The organism is Hymenobacter sp. YIM 151858-1, from assembly GCF_025979705.1.
In the GTDB taxonomy this organism is placed as follows: Bacteria; Bacteroidota; Bacteroidia; order Cytophagales; family Hymenobacteraceae; genus Solirubrum.
Genome location: NZ_CP110136.1, coordinates 1 through 17972, shown reverse-complemented (window position 1 = coordinate 17972; position 17972 = coordinate 1). Strand labels below are relative to the sequence as shown.

Annotated in this window: 17 protein-coding genes; 5 read left to right on the top strand and 12 right to left on the bottom strand. The window is 58.9% G+C overall.

Annotated elements, in window-relative coordinates; translation table 11 throughout:
* Positions 1 to 77: 77 nt before the first annotated feature.
* Positions 78 to 2540, bottom strand: a complete 2463-nt coding sequence (gene lon / locus OIS50_RS00085; protein WP_264692305.1) for an endopeptidase La — start codon at positions 2538 to 2540, stop codon at positions 78 to 80.
* A gap of 286 nt (positions 2541 to 2826) precedes the next feature.
* Here lon and OIS50_RS00080 point away from each other — a divergent pair, with 286 nt between their 5' ends.
* A complete protein-coding gene (locus OIS50_RS00080; RefSeq protein ID WP_264692304.1) occupies positions 2827 to 4827 on the top strand; it encodes an OmpA family protein in 2001 nt (666 codons plus the stop codon).
* Between the two features lie 157 nt (positions 4828 to 4984).
* Here the strand turns inward: OIS50_RS00080 and OIS50_RS00075 are convergent, their stop codons facing one another.
* The 6 genes from OIS50_RS00075 to OIS50_RS00050 all read right to left on the bottom strand — a co-directional run bounded on the left by OIS50_RS00075 (position 4985) and on the right by OIS50_RS00050 (position 9653).
* Positions 4985 to 5269: a GIY-YIG nuclease family protein gene (locus tag OIS50_RS00075; protein ID WP_264692303.1), complete on the bottom strand. Its 285-nt coding sequence runs from the start codon at positions 5267 to 5269 to the stop codon at positions 4985 to 4987.
* A gap of 93 nt (positions 5270 to 5362) precedes the next feature.
* Positions 5363 to 5857 carry a DUF6702 family protein gene (locus tag OIS50_RS00070; RefSeq protein WP_264692302.1) on the bottom strand — a complete coding sequence of 165 codons (495 nt, stop codon included), beginning with the start codon at positions 5855 to 5857 and terminating at the stop codon, positions 5363 to 5365.
* Positions 5858 to 5966: 109 nt separating this feature from the next.
* The gene (gene rseP / locus OIS50_RS00065; protein WP_264692301.1) at positions 5967 to 7283 is read right to left on the bottom strand and encodes an RIP metalloprotease RseP; all 1317 of its coding nucleotides are present in this window, start codon (positions 7281 to 7283) and stop codon (positions 5967 to 5969) included.
* 225 nt (positions 7284 to 7508) lie between these two features.
* A complete protein-coding gene (locus tag OIS50_RS00060; protein ID WP_264692300.1) occupies positions 7509 to 8675 on the bottom strand; it encodes a 1-deoxy-D-xylulose-5-phosphate reductoisomerase in 1167 nt (388 codons plus the stop codon).
* 55 nt (positions 8676 to 8730) lie between these two features.
* Positions 8731 to 9183, bottom strand: coding sequence for a 3-oxoacyl-ACP synthase (locus OIS50_RS00055; RefSeq protein ID WP_264692299.1), 453 nt, complete (start codon positions 9181 to 9183; stop codon positions 8731 to 8733).
* 17 nt (positions 9184 to 9200) lie between these two features.
* Entirely contained in the window at positions 9201 to 9653 is a 453-nt protein-coding gene (locus OIS50_RS00050; RefSeq protein WP_264692298.1) for a hypothetical protein, read from the bottom strand.
* Positions 9654 to 9803: 150 nt separating this feature from the next.
* Between OIS50_RS00050 and OIS50_RS00045 the strand changes: the two genes are divergently transcribed.
* The gene (locus OIS50_RS00045; protein ID WP_264692297.1) at positions 9804 to 10781 is read left to right on the top strand and encodes a phytanoyl-CoA dioxygenase family protein; all 978 of its coding nucleotides are present in this window, start codon (positions 9804 to 9806) and stop codon (positions 10779 to 10781) included.
* On the opposite strand, the gene OIS50_RS00040 is transcribed toward OIS50_RS00045, so the two are convergent.
* Complete coding sequence (locus tag OIS50_RS00040; protein WP_264692296.1) at positions 10769 to 11362, bottom strand: DUF3575 domain-containing protein; 594 nt, start codon at positions 11360 to 11362, stop codon at positions 10769 to 10771. The two genes, OIS50_RS00045 and OIS50_RS00040, sit on opposite strands and share 13 nt — an antisense overlap.
* A gap of 305 nt (positions 11363 to 11667) precedes the next feature.
* On the opposite strand from OIS50_RS00040, the gene OIS50_RS00035 reads away from it, so the two are divergent.
* Complete coding sequence (locus OIS50_RS00035) at positions 11668 to 12588, top strand: helix-turn-helix domain-containing protein (RefSeq protein WP_264692295.1); 921 nt, start codon at positions 11668 to 11670, stop codon at positions 12586 to 12588.
* A gap of 11 nt (positions 12589 to 12599) precedes the next feature.
* Here OIS50_RS00035 and OIS50_RS00030 read toward each other — a convergent pair whose 3' ends face one another.
* From OIS50_RS00030 to OIS50_RS00020, 3 genes are read right to left on the bottom strand one after another with little or no spacing between them, the layout of a single operon-like run.
* Positions 12600 to 13109 (bottom strand): hypothetical protein, encoded by a 510-nt coding sequence (locus tag OIS50_RS00030; protein WP_264692294.1) that lies wholly within the window; start codon positions 13107 to 13109, stop codon positions 12600 to 12602.
* Between the two features lie 2 nt (positions 13110 to 13111).
* Complete coding sequence (locus tag OIS50_RS00025; protein ID WP_264692293.1) at positions 13112 to 14608, bottom strand: GH3 auxin-responsive promoter family protein; 1497 nt, start codon at positions 14606 to 14608, stop codon at positions 13112 to 13114.
* 39 nt (positions 14609 to 14647) lie between these two features.
* Positions 14648 to 15184 carry a hypothetical protein gene (locus OIS50_RS00020; protein ID WP_264692292.1) on the bottom strand — a complete coding sequence of 179 codons (537 nt, stop codon included), beginning with the start codon at positions 15182 to 15184 and terminating at the stop codon, positions 14648 to 14650.
* A gap of 113 nt (positions 15185 to 15297) precedes the next feature.
* Here OIS50_RS00020 and OIS50_RS00015 point away from each other — a divergent pair, with 113 nt between their 5' ends.
* Complete coding sequence (locus tag OIS50_RS00015; protein ID WP_264692291.1) at positions 15298 to 15723, top strand: OsmC family peroxiredoxin; 426 nt, start codon at positions 15298 to 15300, stop codon at positions 15721 to 15723.
* A 103-nt stretch (positions 15724 to 15826) separates the two neighbouring features.
* Positions 15827 to 16324, top strand: a complete 498-nt coding sequence (locus OIS50_RS00010; RefSeq protein WP_264692290.1) for a hypothetical protein — start codon at positions 15827 to 15829, stop codon at positions 16322 to 16324.
* A gap of 73 nt (positions 16325 to 16397) precedes the next feature.
* On the opposite strand, the gene dnaA is transcribed toward OIS50_RS00010, so the two are convergent.
* Positions 16398 to 17972: a chromosomal replication initiator protein DnaA gene (gene dnaA, locus OIS50_RS00005; protein WP_264692289.1), complete on the bottom strand. Its 1575-nt coding sequence runs from the start codon at positions 17970 to 17972 to the stop codon at positions 16398 to 16400.

Below are 17972 nucleotides of genomic sequence, written 5' to 3'. Positions count from 1 at the left end.
TCAGCTATTAGCTGCTGGCTGTTAGCTATTAGCCTAGGTCGAAAACTAATAGCTAACAGCCAGCAGCTAACGGCTCGCTACTGTACTTCCACCTCGTGCAGCGGGGCGGGTGCGGCGGTTTCGTCGCGTACGGTCAGCTTCAGCGGGTTTTTCACCAACTCGTCGAGCAGGGCCACGCGCACCACGTCGTCCACGCGGTCGACATAGTGCACGGTAACGCCCTTGAGGTACTCGGCTGGGATGTCCTGAAGGTCCTTGCGGTTCTTCTCGCACAAAATCACGTCGCGAATACCGGCGCGCTTGGCCGCCAGCAGCTTCTCCTTGATGCCGCCCACCGGCAGCACCTTACCGCGCAGGGTTATTTCGCCCGTCATGGCCAAGTGCGAGCGAATTTTGCGCTGCGTGTACACCGAAGCAATGCTGGTGAAAATGGCAATACCCGCCGAGGGGCCATCTTTAGGCACGGCGCCCTCGGGGAAGTGAATGTGCAGGTCGTACTGATCGAACAGGCGGTAATCGATGCCCAGTTCCTCGGCGCGGCTGCGCAGGTAGCTCAGCGCCGTCACGGCCGATTCCTTCATCACGTCGCCCAACTGGCCCGACAACGTGAGTTTGCCACGGCCACGGCTCAACAGGCTTTCCACGAACAGAATGTCGCCACCCACCGAAGTCCAGGCCAGGCCGGTTACCACGCCGGCGGTTTCGTTGTCCTGGTACAGGTCGCGGTCGAAGATGGCGGCACCTAGGATTTTGCTTACATCATCGGGCTCCAGCTTGGCCGGGAAGGCTTCATCCATGGCCTTGTGCTTGGCGATGTTGCGAGCCAAAGCCCCCAGCTTACGCTCGAGGCTGCGCACGCCCGATTCGCGGGTGTAATCATCAATCACGCGCTGCACGGCGGCGGTGCTGATGGTTACATCCTTTTGGGTAAGGCCGTGCTCGGTTACCTGCTTGGGCCAGAGGTGCTTTTTGGCAATCTGGGTTTTCTCTTCCAGCGTGTAGCCCGTCAGGTCGATAATTTCCATCCGGTCGCGCAGGGCCGGGTGAATGGTGTCGAGCGAGTTGGCCGTAGCAATAAAGAGCACGCGCGACAAGTCGTACTCCACCTCCAGGTAGTTGTCGGTGAAGGTCGAGTTCTGCTCCGGGTCCAGCACTTCGAGCAAAGCCGCCTGCGGGTCGCCGCGGAAGTCCGAGGAAAGCTTATCCACCTCGTCCAGAATCATCACCGGGTTGGAGGCGCCGGCTTTCTTGATTTGCGACACGATGCGGCCCGGCATAGCCCCCACGTAGGTTTTGCGGTGCCCGCGGATTTCGGCTTCGTCGCGCACGCCACCTAGGGAAAGGCGCACGTACTTCCGCCCCAGGGCCGTAGCAATGGAGCGACCTAGGGAAGTTTTGCCCACGCCGGGAGGCCCGTACAAACACAGGATGGGTGCCCGCAGATCCTGTTTCAGCTTAAGCACCGCCAGGTACTCCAGGATGCGCTCCTTCACTTTCTCCAGGCCGTAGTGGTCCTGATCGAGGATTTTGCGGGTGCGCTTCAGGTTGAAGTTGTCCTTGGTGTACTCGGCCCAGGGCAAATCGAGCAGAAACTCCACGTAGTTCAGGCTCACCGGGTATTCGGCGGCGGCCGGGTTCATGCGGCTCAGCTTGTCCAGCTCTTTCTGGAAGTGCTTGGCCACCCCTTCGGGCCACTTTTTGTCCTTGGCGCGCTGACGCAGCTTGTCCAGTTCCTGGTCGGGGCCTTCGTGGCCGAGCTCGTCTTGCAGCACCTTCAGCTGCTGGCGCAGGAAATAGTCGCGCTGCTGCTGGTCGATGTCGGTGTGGACCTTGCTCTGGATTTCGTGCTTAATCTCGAGCAGCTGAATTTCCTTCAGCAACAGCTCGAGCAGTTGCGTACCGCGCTCTACGGCCTCGTTTATCTCGAGCAGACGCTGCTTCTGCCCTACTTCTACGTTGAGGTTGGAGGACAGGAAGTGAATCAGAAAGCCCGGCGACTCAATGTTGTCGAGGGCAACCTGAGCCTCCTGCGGAATTTCGGGGTTCAGCTTCAGCATCTTGGTGGCCGCATCTTTCAGCGAGGCCATCAAGGCTTTTACTTCTTTAGTTTGGCGGGTGGGCAGCAGCTCGGGCAGGTAGTCTACCTGCGCCGTGAAGTAGGGCGTGGTTTGCACCATTTCGGCCAACCGGAAACGCTGCTGGCCCTGAATGATGATGGTGGTGTTGCCATCGGGCAGTTCCAATAGCTTCAGAATACGCGCCATGGTACCCACCTCGTAGAGGTCGGCCAGCACGGGGTCTTCGGCGTTGGAGTTCTTCTGGGCAATTACCCCAATCAGCTTATCGCCCTTGTAGGCCTTGCGCACCAGCCGAATGCTTTTTTTGCGCGTAACCGTAACGGGCAGCACCACCCCCGGAAACAGCACCGTGTTGCGCACCGGCAAAATGGGCAGTTTTTCCGGCGCTTCGCCTTGCGCCGCGGGTTCCTGCTCCGAGTCGGACGAAACTACCGACACCATTCCGTCAGGGTCTTCGGTCATGAGCAGGAAGGAAGCTGGAAAGCGCGGATTCGAATTTTTCGACATAGAGAAGGAAACGACAGCAGCGCCAGATTGGCAGCAAAAAGCCGCCGCGCCGCCGTCCACGAAACGAAGATACCTCTTTGTCAAGTGCCGTGCCACGTGCACCTAGGGCACAAGCGGCCGCCATGGCAGCAATTTCCGCCCGACAAGGCGTCAGCCGGGCGCTGCGTCATCAGCTAAAAGCTATATTTTTGAAGGCCGTAGCTCCCGCTCCACGTTGGGCTTCCGTGCCGACTACCTTCCTATGTTTCGTTTGATACGCCCGCTTTTTCTGCTGCTGGTGGGTTTGTGCTTTGCGAGTGTGCTCGCAGCGCAAAATAAGCCGTACCGCCAGCGTGCCCTTTCGGGCAAAGTTCGCCAGCTCCGGGTGCGGCCCGATGCTACCCCGGACTTTATCAACATCAACCGCGTTGCTTATTTCCAGGACAAAAAAGCGCTGCGCGAAATCGCCCGCGCCGAAAAGCGCAAAAGCTGGACCTCGGCCCGCAACCTGCTGGAGCAGTACGTGGCCAACTTCGGCATCGAGAACTTCAGCAAGGACAACATGATGCTCTGGCGGCTGGGGCAGCTGTTTGAGCGCGCCGGCAACGAGGACAAAGCCAAGGCCTACTACCGCCTGGCCCTCAAGCACCACCGGCAGGACGTTCGGAAAATTCAGCTGTACTACGACTCGCTCGAACGGAAGGACGCCGACTTGTACGTGCCCCTGAAAACGTACTACGACATTGTGGAGTACCGGAAGAACATTGCCACCTTCCGGCCGCCCAAGGGCGTGTACACCAACATGGGCGCGGGCATCAACTCGCAGGTAGAGGACTACGGCCCCAGCTACCACGACGACTCGGAGCAACTCATTTTCTCCTCGAAGCGCAAAACGCGCGGCCTGCACAACATCGTGGACGAGGAGCTGTACATGGCCAAGCGCCAGGGCGAGTCGTGGTCGGATGCCGAGGCCTTGCCCAAGCCCATCAGCTCGCCCTACAACGAGGGCTCAGCCTGCCTTACCAAGGACGGCACCACCATGTACTTCTCGCGCTGCGAGTGCCCCACCTGCCACGGCAACTGCGACTTGTTCGTGAGCCACTACAAAAACGGCCAGTGGACGGTGCCTCAAAGCCTGGGTATGCAGGTGAACTCCACGGCCTGGGACTCGCAGCCTACCCTCTCGCGCACCGAGGACACCTTGTACTTCGCCTCCGACCGCCTGGGCGGCTTCGGCATGTCCGACATCTGGTTTACCTACAAGCTGAAGAACGGGCAGTGGGCCAAGGCCCAGAACATGGGGCCCATCATCAACACGCGCGAAAGCGAGGTAAGCCCCTTCTACCACCCGCTCTACAACGTGCTGTACTTCTCGTCGCGCGGGCAGCTGCTGAACTTCGGCGACTTCGACATTTACAAAGCCTACCGCACCAAAGGCCGCTGGCAGGAGCCCATCAACATTGGCCCGCTCGTGAACGGCAAGGGCTCGGAGTATTACTTCACCATCGACGGCGAATCGAAAAACCTGTATTACGCCCGCTCCGAGGAGAAGAACATGAAGAACCTCGACCTGTACTCCTTCCCGCTGCCCATGGAGGCTCAGCCGCTGGCCACCACGCGCTTCGAGGGTACTTTGGTCGACTCGGTAACGCAAAAGCCCCTGAGCGGCATCGTTAGCATCATCGACGTGGACAACGGCATTGAGGTGGCCTCGAAGTACATCCGCCCCGATGGCTCTTTCGATTTCGACCTCATCGACGGTTCGAAGTACGTGATGCTCATTCAGAGCCCGGAGTACTTTACCGTCGAAAAGCAATTCAGCCTGAAGCAGGACACGGTGATGAAGCTGATGACTACCAGCATCGACTACAACATCCCGCTGATCTTCCGTAACATCGAGTTCGACCAGGGCAAATCAAACATCCTGCCCTCGATGCACGCCACCCTCGACCGCATCGTGGTGTTCATGGTCGACCACCCCGACCACCGCTTGCGCATTTCGGGCCACACCGACGCCAAAGGCGACCCCGACGTGAACGAGCAGCTTTCGCAAGACCGCGCCGACGCCATTCGCCGCTACATCGAAACCAAAGGCAAGCTCAAGCCTAACCGCATCGAGAGCCGCGGCTACGGCAGCACCGTGCCGCTGAAGGAGGAAGCCACCGAAGAGGACATGCGCATCAACCGCCGCGTGGAGTTCCGCCTGATCAAGCCCGAATCGGAGCAAAAACCCGCCGATAAGGATGCCGGCGGCTGGAACTAGCAACCCAAGGTACCTTACACAAAAGGCGCGGGCCGGGAGCTGTATCAGCTCCCGGCCCGCGCCTTTTGTGTAACCGGCTGTCATTGCGAGGAGGCACGACGAAGCAATCGGTCCTGGGCTGGGTACGACCCTTCACCTAGCGCTAAGCGAAAACCACCTAGGATAGCAATTCTTCCCAGTTTGGGTTTAGGCTGGCTACGGCGTCGAGTTTCTTCTGCCGCGAACCGCCCTTGAACTGTTTCTCGCGCGCAATAGCCGCGTTGATATTCGTGTGCTCTTCGAAATAGATGAGCTTCGTTGCGTTGTAGCGCTTTGTAAAACCCTTGTGTGCGCCGGAGCGATGCTCCACTAGCCGACGCCCTAGGTCGTTGGTAACGCCGACATACAGAACAGTATGGTTCTGGTTGGTGAGGATGTAGACGAAGTAGCGGTGGTCGCGCATACCCGGTTTACGGTTGCTGCTGGCTGAACGGATGTGCCCTGCTCAGGACTGATTGCTTCGCTTTGCTCGCAATGACAGCTAAGGGAACGGTTGCTACCAGCTAATGCGCTGCGTGTCGTTGCCGCTGCGGAACAGCGCGCTTTGCTTTTTGCCGTTGGCCTCGAGGTTCACGATGTTCATCTGATCGGAGAACTGCTCCATCAGCAGGCGGTGGCTGAGGTTAATGCTTTGGGTACGCTTGTTCAGCTTCACGCTGAAATAAATCCAGTGCGCATCTTTCTCGCGCTCCATCCCTAGGTAGTTCAGCGGCAGGGCTTCGCCGGGCTTGGTGCCCACCGTAATGCTGCGCCGCAGGTAGTTGCTGATAACGGGCGTAAGTTGGGCGGCAGGTGTTTCGAGCAGGCGCACGGGGCGCGCCGCGCCCTGCGACAGGCCGGTTTCCAGGTCGTCGGTAAACACCTTCAGGGCTATTTCGAGCTGTTGAGTTTTGGGGTTGAGCTTCGCCTCCATGATGCTGGCATGGTACGGGTGGGCCCACGCCGCAATAGCCATCAGCAAGGCACCTAGGAAAGCAACAAAACGACGCATAAGTGAGGAAGAAAGTATTGGATTGGTGACCTAACAACCGCCCGGAAAAAGTAATGCCATCTTGCGAAGAAGATGGCATTACGACAGTGGCCGGGAGCTTACCTAGGGGCTACAGCACGTACTTGATGAACGGGTTGATGATAAGCACGAAGGCCATCAGCGAGAGCAGCAGCACCATGCCCACCTTCTGGGCGTTTTCCAGGAACTTGTCGGAAGGCTTGCGGCCCGAGAGCATTTCGTAGGTCAGGAACATTACGTGGCCGCCGTCGAGCGCCGGAATGGGCAGCAGGTTCATGAAGGCCAGCACCATCGAGAGCATGCCCGTCAGGGTCCAAAACTTTAGCCAATCGAAACGGCCGCCGTACTGCTGCGCAATTTCGATGGGGCCACCTAGGGATTTGCTTACCGAGGCCTCGCCGCGGAAGATTTTGCCAAAGGCCTTTACCTGCGCTGCCACAATGCCGAAAGCCTGTTTGGTACCGGCCGGAATGGCCTCAACCAGGCTGTACTCGCGGGTGTTGTACTTCAGCAACGATTTGGGCCGGAAACCTACCTTGCCTTCTTCGTCCACGTTCAGCGTCAGCGTCACAGTTTGGTCGCCGCGCTGCACGAGCACCGGCGTAGCTTTGCCGGCGTTGGCTTTCAGGGCCGCTTGCAGTTCTGGGAAAAACTGAATGTTGGTACTGCCCACGCGCACAATGCGGTCGGAGGGCAGCAAACCACCTTTCGAGGCCGGGCCGCCGGGTACTACTTCATCCACCACAAAGGGGTCGAGCGGCTGCACGAACAAGGCCTGGTCCTGGTCGGCCATCTTGTCCATGAAGTCCTTCGGCACCGGAATGTCGATGAGCTGGCCGCCGCGCTCCACGGTGTAATAGCTGCCGTTGCCGAGTACCACATCTACGTCGTACACATCGGTGAATTGCTCGAACGGGCGGCCATTGATCTTCACGATACGGTCGCCGGGCCGGAAACCGATTTGCTTGCCCAGCTCGTTGGGCACCACGCCAAAGCGCTGCGCCTCCGAAGCGGGCAGGTAGCTTTCGCCGTACTTGTAGGTGAGCAGCGTGAAGATGAGGATGCCCGTGAGCACGTTTACGATAATGCCGCCGAGCATCACAATGAGGCGCTGCCAGGCCGGCTTGGCCCGAAACTCGTAGGGTTTGGGCTCCTGGCTGAGGCTCTCGGTGTCGAGCGACTCATCCACCATGCCCGTGATTTTCACGAAGCCACCTAGGGGCACGGCGCCCAGCATGTACTCGGTTTCGCCGATGGTTTTGCCGAAAATTTTGGGCGGAAAGCCGATGGAGAATTTCTCCACGCGCATCCCAAACCACTTGGCCGTCAGCATGTGCCCTGCTTCGTGCACGCCCACCAAAATGGTGAGCCCCAGCAGCAGCTGGCCAGCCATTACCAGAATATCCATTCTATATCAGTTGTCAGTTTTTAGTTGTCAGCCTGAGCAAAGCGAAGAGTCATCTTCTATTCAGGCAGTTATTCAGAACGTCATGCTGAGCGCAGTCGAAGCATCTCTACCGCTTCGTGAGATAGTAGATTACTATCCGTAGAGATGCTTCGACTGCGCTCAGCATGACGGCCTTGTGTGATAGGCTTCTTTTCCTTTGCTCAGGCTGACGCGCGAATCTTAAAGTTACTTTACCAACTCCGAAGCCACGCGCCGGGTTTCGGCATCGGTGTGCACGTAGTCGTCGAGCGAAGGATCGGCAAGGTACGAAACCCGCGCGAGGCAGTTTTCGACCACATCGGGCAGTTGCAGGAAGCCGATTTGGTCGCGGAGGAAAGCGGCTACGGCTATTTCGTTCGCGGCATTGAGCACGCACGGCGCGTTGCCGCCCCGGCGCATGGCCTCAAAAGCCAGCGGCAGGTTGCGGAAGGTGTCGCCATCGGGCTGCTCAAAGGTGAGCTGCGGGTAATCGAGGAAGCTGAACCGGGGGAAATCGTTGGGCAGGCGCTCGGGGTAACCCAAGGCGTACTGAATGGGCAGCTTCATATCGGGCAAACCGAGCTGCGCTTTCAGCGAGCCATCCTTAAACTGCACCAGCGAGTGAATGATGCTTTGCGGGTGCACCACCACCTCAATCTGCTCGTCCGTCAGGGCAAACAGCCACTTGGCTTCAATCACCTCGAGGCCTTTGTTCATCAAAGAGGCCGAATCGATGGTGATTTTGGCGCCCATGTCCCAGTTGGGGTGCTTCAAGGCTTGGGCCTTGGTTACGGTAGCCAGCTCCTGCGCTGAGCGGCCGCGGAACGGCCCACCCGAGGCCGTGAGGATAATTTTCTCGACCGAACCGGGCGCCTCCCCCACCAGGCACTGAAAAATGGCCGAGTGCTCCGAATCGACGGGGTAAATGGCCGAGCCGTACTGCCGGGCCAAGCGCGTAACCAGTTGCCCGGCCACTACCAGGGTTTCTTTGTTGGCCAGCGCAATGGTTTTCCCGGCCTTCAGGGCCGCCACAGTAGGCAGCAGGCCGGCGTAGCCTACCAAGGCCGTCAGCACCACGTCTACATCGGGGCGGGCGGCGGCTTCGGCCAGGGCTTCGGCCCCGGTCATCACCTGGGTTTCCGGCTGATCGGCCAACGCGGCTTGCACGGCAGTGTACTGGGCTTCGTCGCCGATTACGACCACGGCGGGCCGAAACTCGCGCGCCTGGGCTACGAGCAGGTCGGCGTTGCGCTGGGCAGTAAGCGCTACTACCAAAAAACGGCCGGGGTGCGCGCGCACTACCTCGAGGGTTTGCGTGCCAATGGAGCCGGTGGAACCTAGGAGAGCAAGAGAGCGGGGCTGAAAAGAAGACATGCTAGCAAATGTGCCTGCAGCTACGGGCGGCACGGGCTAACAAAGGTACTTTTCTTTACTCTACAGCCTCGATGCGGATCTTCTTTCCGTTGAAAGTCGCCTCCTCGCCTGCGCGTTTGCCACTTAGCGCCGCCGCAATGGGCGCCGCCGCCGACACGGCAAAGTACTCGGCCCCATCAATAGCCAGCTTGCCGGCGCTGATGCTCACGTAGAACTGGCCCATGCTGGTACGCACCAGCGCGCCGGGCCGCACGGCGTCGCAAGGCTTCTCCGGGTCGATGCGCTCCAACTCACCTAGGAGCTTCTTGGCTTCGTGTAGCTGCACAGCGTTTCGGTCGCGCTCGTTCTGGGCCATGGCCCGGCCGGTTTCGTACTTGTCGCCGGCGCTGCTCTTGGTTTCGCTGTTGGCCGACTCCTGCGCCGCCTGAATGGCGGCCTGGCAAGTATCGATGCGCTGCTGCACGTAGGCCTGGCAGGCGGTGTATAGCTTTGGTTTGGTATCTGACATAGGGCAGGCATGAAGGCTCATTCAGCAAGTATGGTCTGCAATGTTGCTTGAACACGGGCAGTCCATTGCTCATCCTTTGGATCGATAACTACTACCCGAAACCCGTAACGCTCGCCTTCGATTCTCACCCCGGGAGCATCATCAACCAGCAAATCAATGCCAAAGCTCGGCGGATGTTTGCTGCATTGTACGCGCGCTTCCCGATTATGCCAGGCCTGATTTACTACCCCGTTCAGTCGAATGCCGTAAAGCCAAAACAGCCGTCGGATGTATGCTGGGCTGCGATAAGAGGTTGTGTATACCCACACTTCGTGCCCCTGCTGCCGACAGTAAGCGCAGAGCTCTGCTATGCCTTGGCGGAGCTGCTCTTTGCCAATTAAGCGAGCCAACATGCGGCGTTTGGGAGCTTCCAGTGGAAAGGCATGTACGCCGCGGATGAGGGTGTTATCTAGGTCGAAAGCGATGCGCATACTTTAAGAGGCGTAATACTAGTTACAACGCTTCCTGAACAAAGAACGCACAGGCAGCCACAAACAGGCCTTACAAATCCTTCATAACCCAGCATAAGCCAGCACCAGTGGCTTTTCGGTAACTTCGGAGCTGATAACGGCAGCTTACCAATGCTCGATTACCTGCGCAACCGGCTTCGCTCCCTGAAGCTCACTTACACGGTCTACAACTTTCTGCACCAGCGCAAGCTGCGCCACAACGAGCAGTTGTACCGCCGCTACGGGTTGCGCAAACGGGTGTACCAGTCCGTTTCGTCCGAAGACTTCAAGGCCCTGGGTGCCGGCGAGCCGCCGCGCTTCGATGCCCACGATAGCCGTCTGGCAGCTGCCAGCTACCCCGAGTTCAAGCAGTTTTCGCCGGCGGTGCAGGAAGGCATTCTGTCGTGGTCGGAGCGCGGCTACATGGTGCTGCGCGGCTTTTTTACGCCTGAAGAAGTAGCTACCATCAACAGCGAAATTGAGCGGCTGATTGGGCAAGGCGACGCCAACTGGCGCTACAACCACGTCAAGATCATGTTCGCCATTCATCAATCGGAGGCCATTCGGCGGATTGTGGCCAAGCCCGAGCTGCACGCGGTGCTCAGCTTTTTGCTGGGCAAGCCGGTAACGCAGCCGTTCCAGAGCATCAACTTCATCCAAGGCAGCCAGCAGCGCGCCCACTCCGATACCATCCACATGACCACCTACCCCCTGGGGTACATGGTGGCCGCATGGATTGCCCTCGAGAACATCGACGCCAGTAACGGCCCTGTATTCTACTACCCCGGCAGCCACCGCTTGCCCTACGTGCTCAACAACGATTACCCCCACGGCAACACGCACTTCACCATCGGCGAATCGGCCTACAAAGCCTACGAAAACGCCATCGATGCCGTGGTGCACCAAAACCAGCTGCAGCCCGAGGAGTTCCACGCCCAAGCCGGCGACGTGCTGCTGTGGCACGCCAACCTGCTGCACGGCGGCACCCCCATTCGCGATGCCAACCGCACGCGCAAAAGCATGGTGCTGCACTACTTCGCCGACGACGTGATTTGCTACCACGAAATTACGCAGCGGCCCGCCCTACGCGAGCAAGCTCAGAACGCGTAGCCCACGGCCAGCCCCAGGCGTGGTTCGGCGCCGTCGTGGGTTTGGGCGGTGTAAAACTCGTGGTTGGTGAAGCCCGGCGTGGTTACGTTGCTGAAGGCCAGGTTGAAACCCAGGCCCACAAACGGATCGAGCCGGAGGCGCTTGAGTATGCTTACCTGATAGCCGGCGCTCATGCCGAACCCAAAAGCATTCATGGTGCCATCGATGGGCCGGCCGGGCAGGGTGTTGTCTTCGAGGCGGGTAAACCAGTCCGTTTTCTTGATGTCCTCGTGCACCCGGAAGTGCTGGTAGCGCGTGTACAGCCCTAGGTAAAAACCTTGCGGGGCGTTGCCGGAGGTATAAAACCGGACTTCGGGGGTAATGCCGAAGCCCGACAACTCCCGGTCGCTGAACAGCTTACTGGTGCTGGGGGTGTAGAACACGCCCAACTGCACGCTGACAGCCGGGTGCACCTGCCGCTCGGCCAATACCGAAGCGGTACGAAAGGCCAGGCTAACGGTGTTGACCTTCACAATGGTTTTCTGCGCGTGCCCTAGGTGGGCGCTCAGCAGAACGGCGAGGCAGAGTAGCGTTTTCTTCATGACGTGGTTTGGGCTAGGTGACAAGGAGCACTGACCAAAACTAGAACTCCGGCAACCCGCTGCCCAACGGCCTTCGCGGCTCTGCAAAGCGGCCGGTTGCAGGAAGCGCAAAACCCCACCCCAGCGCCAGCCGGGTTTGCGGCAACTGGCGTTTTTTGCAACTTGGGCAGTCTGCTTTCTCAATTTCTGCAAGTATTACCTAGGCCTGCCGTTCGCGTTTTATGGGGTTATCCATTAAGTCTGTTCCTGCGCTGCCGGCCCAAACCGCTTTTTTTGCCCGACTGCGGGGGCACTTGCCCGCGCATTTGTCGCTGGTTGATGAGGTAGCCGATGTGCTGCAGCTCAGCTCGGATAGCACCTACCGTCGCCTGCGCGGCGAAACCGCCTTGTCGCTCGACGAGGCCACTCGCCTGGCCCAGCACTTTCAACTGCCGCTTACCGACTTGCTCGCCAGCCCACGCGAGTCGGTTACGTTTCAGCGCATGAGCATCAATGCCCAGCCTGGCGGCATCGGCGATTACCTGCGCTACACGGCGAGCTATTTCGGCCAGGCGGCTGCCGCCAATGCGCACATCAGCTACGCCGCCAAGGATATTCCGGCCATTTACCACTTTCTGTTTCCGGAGCTGGCCCGCTTTAAGGTGTTCTTCTGGCTGAAAACCATTAAAACCGTAGCGGCCTTTAGCAACCTGCGCTACGCCGCCCAGCACATCCCCGATGACGTACTAGCCGCCGGAGCCGCCGCCGCCGAGCAGTACCTGCGCATGCCCACCGTCGAAATCTGGAACGATGAAACGGTAAACAGTACCCTGCGCCAAATCGAGTACTACCACGATGCCGGCCTGTACGAGCAGCCCGCCGACGTACCGCGTCTGCTCGATGCGTTGGAGGCGCTGGTGCAGCACATTCAGCGGCAAGCCGTAACGGGCCGCACCCTGCGCCACAACCTAGAGGTGGCCCCTTATCAGCTATACTTCAACGAAATTCTGCTGCTCGACAACACCATCCTTACCGCCGCCGAGGGCCACGACCGCGTGCTGGTGAGCTACAACGGCATGGATTACCTACACACTACCGATGCCTCCTTCTGCACCGAGGTGAAACAGTGGATGCGCGTTCAAACGGAGAAATCAACGCTCATCAGCCAGGTGTCGGAGAAAGAGCGGAACCGCTTTTTCAATAAGATCTACGCTCGCATCGAGGAGCAACGGCGCAAATTGCGGTAGGTGTTCTGCTCCTATAGGATTCGCACCGTGGTACCCGCTTCAAAATCAAAGTCGGGTGGCGACCAACCATTGTTAATTAGGCTGATCAGCTCGATAATGCGTGCTTTATAGGTACCCGCTAAATCGAGGCACAGCACTACATCCATACCTTTTCGGCTGTGCTGAGCTACGGAAGTAGTAAACCAAAACGCTTCGGCTACATCAGGCATGCTGACGGTTACAGCAGCTTGACCGTAATCGAATTGCTGCTGGTGACTCACTTCCCAGTCGACGGCCAACCGGACTATTTCCTCATCAAAGGCGGTATCTAAGTGAATCTCCGTAGCACCAGTACTACACACATACAGCGGCGAGTACTGCAATGCTTCGGCAGCTACTTTTTCGAATAAGGTTTCGTCGTGTTGGTCTGCTACTACAAACAGCACCCAATTACGAGTAGCTAAAAAGTCAGCCCCCTCATCGCTCCACGACGAGCTGAGGTAGTAAACATCCCGGTGATTGACAGCGCCTAGCTTTTCCACAGCTACTGCACTTCGATCAACCCCTCTGCCAGCTTCCGGTCGTTGCTCAACCTAGGCACTTTGTTTTGCCCGCCTAGCTTGCCTTGGCTTTTCATGTAGCGCTGGAAAGCGCCAGCCGGCAGCGGCGTCAGCCGCAGCGGCGCCAGGATGTTGCCGGCCAGCAGGTCGTCGTAGTACACGTTGCGGCGGCGCAGGCCGGCATCCAAGGCGGCGGCAAAGGCGCCTAGGTCGTGGGGCGGGCGGGCAAACTCAACCAGCCATTCGTGGCGCGAGGGTTCGGCTTTGTTGTCGCTTACCAGGGGTGCTACGGTAAACTCCGTTACTTCTACCTCCGGAAACTGCTGCAGCGCATCGCGCAAGGTCTGCTCTACCTCTTCGCCAATTACGTGCTCGCCGAAAGCCGACAAGAAGTGCTTGATGCGGCCCGATACCACCACGCGGTGCGGGCGCAGGCTGGTAAAGCGCACCGTGTCGCCCACGGAGTAGCCCCACAGGCCGGCATTGGAGCTTACCACCAAGGCGTAGTTTTTATCCAGCTCTACTTCGGCTAGCGTCAGGCGCGGCGGGTTGGGCTCGAAGAACCGCTCGGCCGGAATAAACTCGAAGTAAATGCCCGCGTTGGCCAGCAGCAGCATGCCGGGGTTGCCGGGCTCGTCCTGAAAAGCAAAGAAGCCTTCCGATGCCGGAAAAAGCTCCAGCGTATCCACCGAGCGGCCGATGCTTTCGAGCAGCTTGCGGCGGTACGGCTCGAAGTTGACGCCGCCGTACACGAACAGCTGAAACGCCGGAAAAACCTCGCCCACCGGCTTGCCCGTGCGGGCGGTAAGCCGGTCGAAGTACATCTGCACCCACGGCGGTATGCCCGAAATCAGCGTCATAGGCTGACCTAGGGTTTCGTCCACGATGCGGTCGAGCTTTTGCTCCCAATCCTCGATGCAGTTGGTGGCGTAGCTCGGCAGCTGGTTGCGGCGCAGGTAAGCCGGCACGTGGTGGTTGCTGATGCCCGACAAACGGCCCGTTGGGATGCCGCCCACCTGCTCCAGCTCCGGCGAGCCGGAAAGGAAGATCAGCTTACCATCGAGAAACTGCGGCTTGCCGGTGCGGTGCACGTAGTGCAGCAAGGCGTCCTTGGCGCCGTTGATGTGGTTGCCGATGCTGTCCTTGCTGATCGGTATGTACTTGGTGCCCGACGTGGTACCAGAGGTTTTAGCCAAGTACAGCGGCTTGCCCGGCCAGAGCACGTCTCGCTCCCCCTCCTTCACTCGGTTGAAGTACGCACCTAGGGCTTCGTAGTCGCGCACCGGCACCTGGCGCTGAAAGTCCTGCACCGAGCGTACATCGGCAAGGCCGTGGTCGTGGCCGAAAGCCGTGGCAGTGCCTTGCTGCAGCAGGTTCTGCAGAATGCGCTGCTGAGCCACCTCGGGCTGGTGCACCCATTTCTGGTACTGACTAACGGTGTAGGCGGCGAGCGGGCGGCTCAGGAAGGACTTCAGGCCCATGCAGTAGGACTAGGTAAAGCGAGGCGGTAAATGTAACGGCTATTGAGGTACGCGCTGCCAGCCTGTTTTGTCGAAAGTCGCCGTATCCACAGTCTCAACATGCTGCCACAGCCCCAGCACAGGGGTGAGCTTTACTATTCGCTCTTCTTGGCTGATGCTGGGCCAATCTTCCAAGTATTGTGCGGCAATTCGCACTCCGGGGTTCGCATTGTTCCTATACAGTACCTGCTGGTCTACCCACCTGTCTTCATCATCGAAGGCTAACAACGCCAGGGCCAACAACAACCACGGCATACTCACCACTACAGTTACTACCCGCAGCACAGGCCATTTCCGCTTACCAAGCACCGCTTTGGCTTGCATGAGCATAGCGCCAGGCCAGACGATGAAGAACAACAGGTTTTTAACCTTATTGAACAGCTTGAGCAAACCGTAGTGGGTAGTTTCAAGCGGCACGTAGTCGAATAATCGGTCGGTTAGAAACAAAGCCAAACCGAACCATCCTAAACAGATAACCGCACTGCGGAAGCTAATCGGAGCTTTAAGAAAGCTATTGGGCTGTTTTATCGTGTACATAACAGTTGCAAGTAACGGTGCACAACTTAACGATGATATGCCCTTGTTAAACCTCCGCGTTGTGCTGCTGGTATTACAGCCAAAGTATCCTTCCACACCAATACCCAAACACCATGATCAACCAACGCGGTACGGCCGTCTGGAACGGCGACATCAAAGGTAGCGGCGAAATCACGACCCAAAGCGGTACGGTGCAAGTGCCCTATTCGGTAGGCACCCGGTTTGAGGGCCAGAAGGGCAGCAACCCCGAGGAACTGATTGGGGCCGCTCACGCCGCCTGTTACACCATGTACCTGGTGAGCTTGCTTACCCGCGAAGGCTACTCGCCCACCCAGGTGCGCACCGAATCGAAGGTAACGCTCGACCCGGGCAATATGTCGCCGAAGGTGGTGAAGATAGCGGTAAGCACCTCAGTTCAGATACCTAACCTCAGTGCCGAAGATTTCCAGCGTTATGCCGAAGATGCCAAGCAGAACTGCCCCATTTCGCAGCTGCTATCGGCCGTGCCCGAAATGACTTTGGAAGCCAAGCTACAGTAAATAGCCGAGCGGAGCCGCGGGGCACAGTGCCGCGGCTCCGCTCGCTTTCACCGGCACCCGGCGCTTTTGTATTAGTTTTGCCGGCTGAATCTCTCCCCTGCCTATGCCGTCATCCTATACCCGCATTGGTCTGCAGCCGGCCAACACCTCTCGCGTACCGTTTTTCGGGCAGCTTGTGTTTGGCTTGGTAGCTGTGGCTTACCCCCTGCTTTCCATCCTCGGCGACCCAAACCGCACGCCCGGCGTGCTGCGCTACCTCGATTGGATGTTCCTGGGTTTGGCGGTGGTATTCCTGCTTTATATCTCGGTGCAGAACCTGCCCCTCTTCGGCACCCAAACCTACCTCGAAATCACGCCCGATTACCTGGTGCACAAGCCCGGTCTGTTTGCCCCCAAGCAGCCCTTTGCCGCCAAAGAAATGCGCGCCCTCGATCTGGAGCCCAACCAGCTGCTCCTGCGCCTGCACGATGGTACCAGCTATTCGCTGAACCTGCGCCAGGTGCGCGGCCGCATGCGCCGGCAAAACCTGCGCGGCATGCTCAGCAACTTCGCCCAGCGCAACGGCCTGGAGCTGCGCGAGCGTTCGGCCTCTGATTTGTAAAACCCTAGGTGCTCCGAAACGAAAAAGCCCGCGGCAACGCGGGCTTTTTTGATGTAGCGGGGTGCAGCGCGGGCTACTTGCCCGTAAACTTCTTGCGCAGCTCCTGAATGGTGGTGCGAAAGGTTTTGTCCGAGTCGATCAGGTCCGATACGGTCTGTACCGAGTGAATAACGGTACTGTGGTCGCGGCCGCCGAAGTGGTAACCAATGCTCTTGAGCGAATGGTTGGTGTGCTCCTTGGCGAAGTACATAGCTACCTGGCGGGCGGTAACTACCTCCTTTTTGCGGGTTTTGGCCTTCAGCAAGTCAACCGCAATGCCGAAGTGCTCGGCCACGGTTTTCTGGATGAAATCGAGGTTTACCTCCGCTTCTACATCCTCGATGATGTGGCGCAGGGCCTGCTTGGCCATTTCCAGGTCGATTTCGCGGCGCGTGAGCGACGATTGCGCGATGAGCGAAATCAGCACGCCTTCCAGCTCGCGCACGTTCGTTTCGACGGAGTACGCGAGGTACTCCACCACCTGCGGCGGAATGTCGATGCCGTCGGCCTGCATCTTGTTCATGATGATGGCCACGCGCGTTTCGAAGTCGGGGCTTTGCAGGTCGGCGGTGAGGCCCCACTTAAAGCGCGACAACAGACGCTCTTCAAACCCTTTTAGCTCGCGCGGCGGCACGTCGGAGGTCATGATAACCTGTTTGCCGGCCTGGTGCAGGTGGTTGAAGATGTGGAAGAACATTTCCTGGGTACGGTCTTTGCCGGCCAGGAATTGCACGTCGTCCAGAATCAGGATATCAACCAGCAGGTAGAAGTTGCCGAAGTCCTGCACCGAGTTGGTTTTCAGACTTTCGATAAACTGGTTGGTAAACTTTTCGGCCGATACGTACAGCACGAACTTGTTGCCCGAGTGCTCCTTGATGTGGTTGCCGATGGCCTGCACCAGGTGCGTTTTGCCTAGGCCCACCCCGCCGTAAATCATCAGCGGGTTGAAGGAGGTAGTGCCGGGCTTGTTGGCCACGGCCCAACCGGCCGAGCGCGCCAAGCGGTTGCACGAGCCCTCGATGTAGTTCGTGAACGTGTAGTTCTGGTTCAGCTGCGAATCGAGGTAGCTGCGGTCCGACACGGCACGCACCTCGAAGGGGTTGCGCAGCGGCGGTGGGGCTACAGCTGCGGCAGCTACGGCGGCAGCAGCGGCCGGCGGCGTCTGGCGCTTGGGGTAAGCAGCACTGTTGGCCCCGGCAAAGTTTTGCTGCGCAGGTTGGGCGCCGCCGCTAGGTTGCTGCGGGGCCATGGGCCGTACCTGGGCTGCCATGGGCGTGTGCGCGGGCGGCCGATGAGGCGCCCCGCCGCGGGTGGCGGGCAGGTTTACGGTACGGGGGCGGGCTTGATCGTTGCCCTGGTCTACTACAATCGAGTACTCCAGCTGACCTTCGGGGCCGAGCTCCTGCACAATGGCTTTCTTGAGTACATCCACGTAGTGCTCCTCCAGCCATTCGTAGAAGAACTGGCTCGGAACCTGGATAATGAGCAAGTTCTTCTGCAGGCCTACCGGTACAATGGGTTCAAACCATGTACGGAAGCTCTGCTCTCCGACACTGCTCCGGATGACGCGCAGGCAATTGGCCCAAACGGTACGGCAATCCTTCTGCAT

Coding starts and splice junctions, on each gene's coding strand:
- OIS50_RS00080 (WP_264692304.1), top strand. CDS start 2,827: ATGTTTCGTTTGATACGCCCGCTTTTTCTGCTGCTGGTGGGTTTGTGC.
- OIS50_RS00025 (WP_264692293.1), bottom strand. CDS start 14,608: ATGGGCCTGAAGTCCTTCCTGAGCCGCCCGCTCGCCGCCTACACCGTT.
- OIS50_RS00055 (WP_264692299.1), bottom strand. CDS start 9,183: ATGTCAGATACCAAACCAAAGCTATACACCGCCTGCCAGGCCTACGTG.
- OIS50_RS00045 (WP_264692297.1), top strand. CDS start 9,804: ATGCTCGATTACCTGCGCAACCGGCTTCGCTCCCTGAAGCTCACTTAC.
- OIS50_RS00040 (WP_264692296.1), bottom strand. CDS start 11,362: ATGAAGAAAACGCTACTCTGCCTCGCCGTTCTGCTGAGCGCCCACCTA.
- OIS50_RS00050 (WP_264692298.1), bottom strand. CDS start 9,653: ATGCGCATCGCTTTCGACCTAGATAACACCCTCATCCGCGGCGTACAT.
- OIS50_RS00070 (WP_264692302.1), bottom strand. CDS start 5,857: ATGCGTCGTTTTGTTGCTTTCCTAGGTGCCTTGCTGATGGCTATTGCG.
- OIS50_RS00060 (WP_264692300.1), bottom strand. CDS start 8,675: ATGTCTTCTTTTCAGCCCCGCTCTCTTGCTCTCCTAGGTTCCACCGGC.
- OIS50_RS00015 (WP_264692291.1), top strand. CDS start 15,298: ATGATCAACCAACGCGGTACGGCCGTCTGGAACGGCGACATCAAAGGT.
- OIS50_RS00020 (WP_264692292.1), bottom strand. CDS start 15,184: ATGTACACGATAAAACAGCCCAATAGCTTTCTTAAAGCTCCGATTAGC.
- lon (WP_264692305.1), bottom strand. CDS start 2,540: ATGACCGAAGACCCTGACGGAATGGTGTCGGTAGTTTCGTCCGACTCG.
- rseP (WP_264692301.1), bottom strand. CDS start 7,283: ATGGATATTCTGGTAATGGCTGGCCAGCTGCTGCTGGGGCTCACCATT.
- OIS50_RS00075 (WP_264692303.1), bottom strand. CDS start 5,269: ATGCGCGACCACCGCTACTTCGTCTACATCCTCACCAACCAGAACCAT.
- OIS50_RS00010 (WP_264692290.1), top strand. CDS start 15,827: ATGCCGTCATCCTATACCCGCATTGGTCTGCAGCCGGCCAACACCTCT.
- dnaA (WP_264692289.1), bottom strand. CDS start 17,972: ATGCAGAAGGATTGCCGTACCGTTTGGGCCAATTGCCTGCGCGTCATC.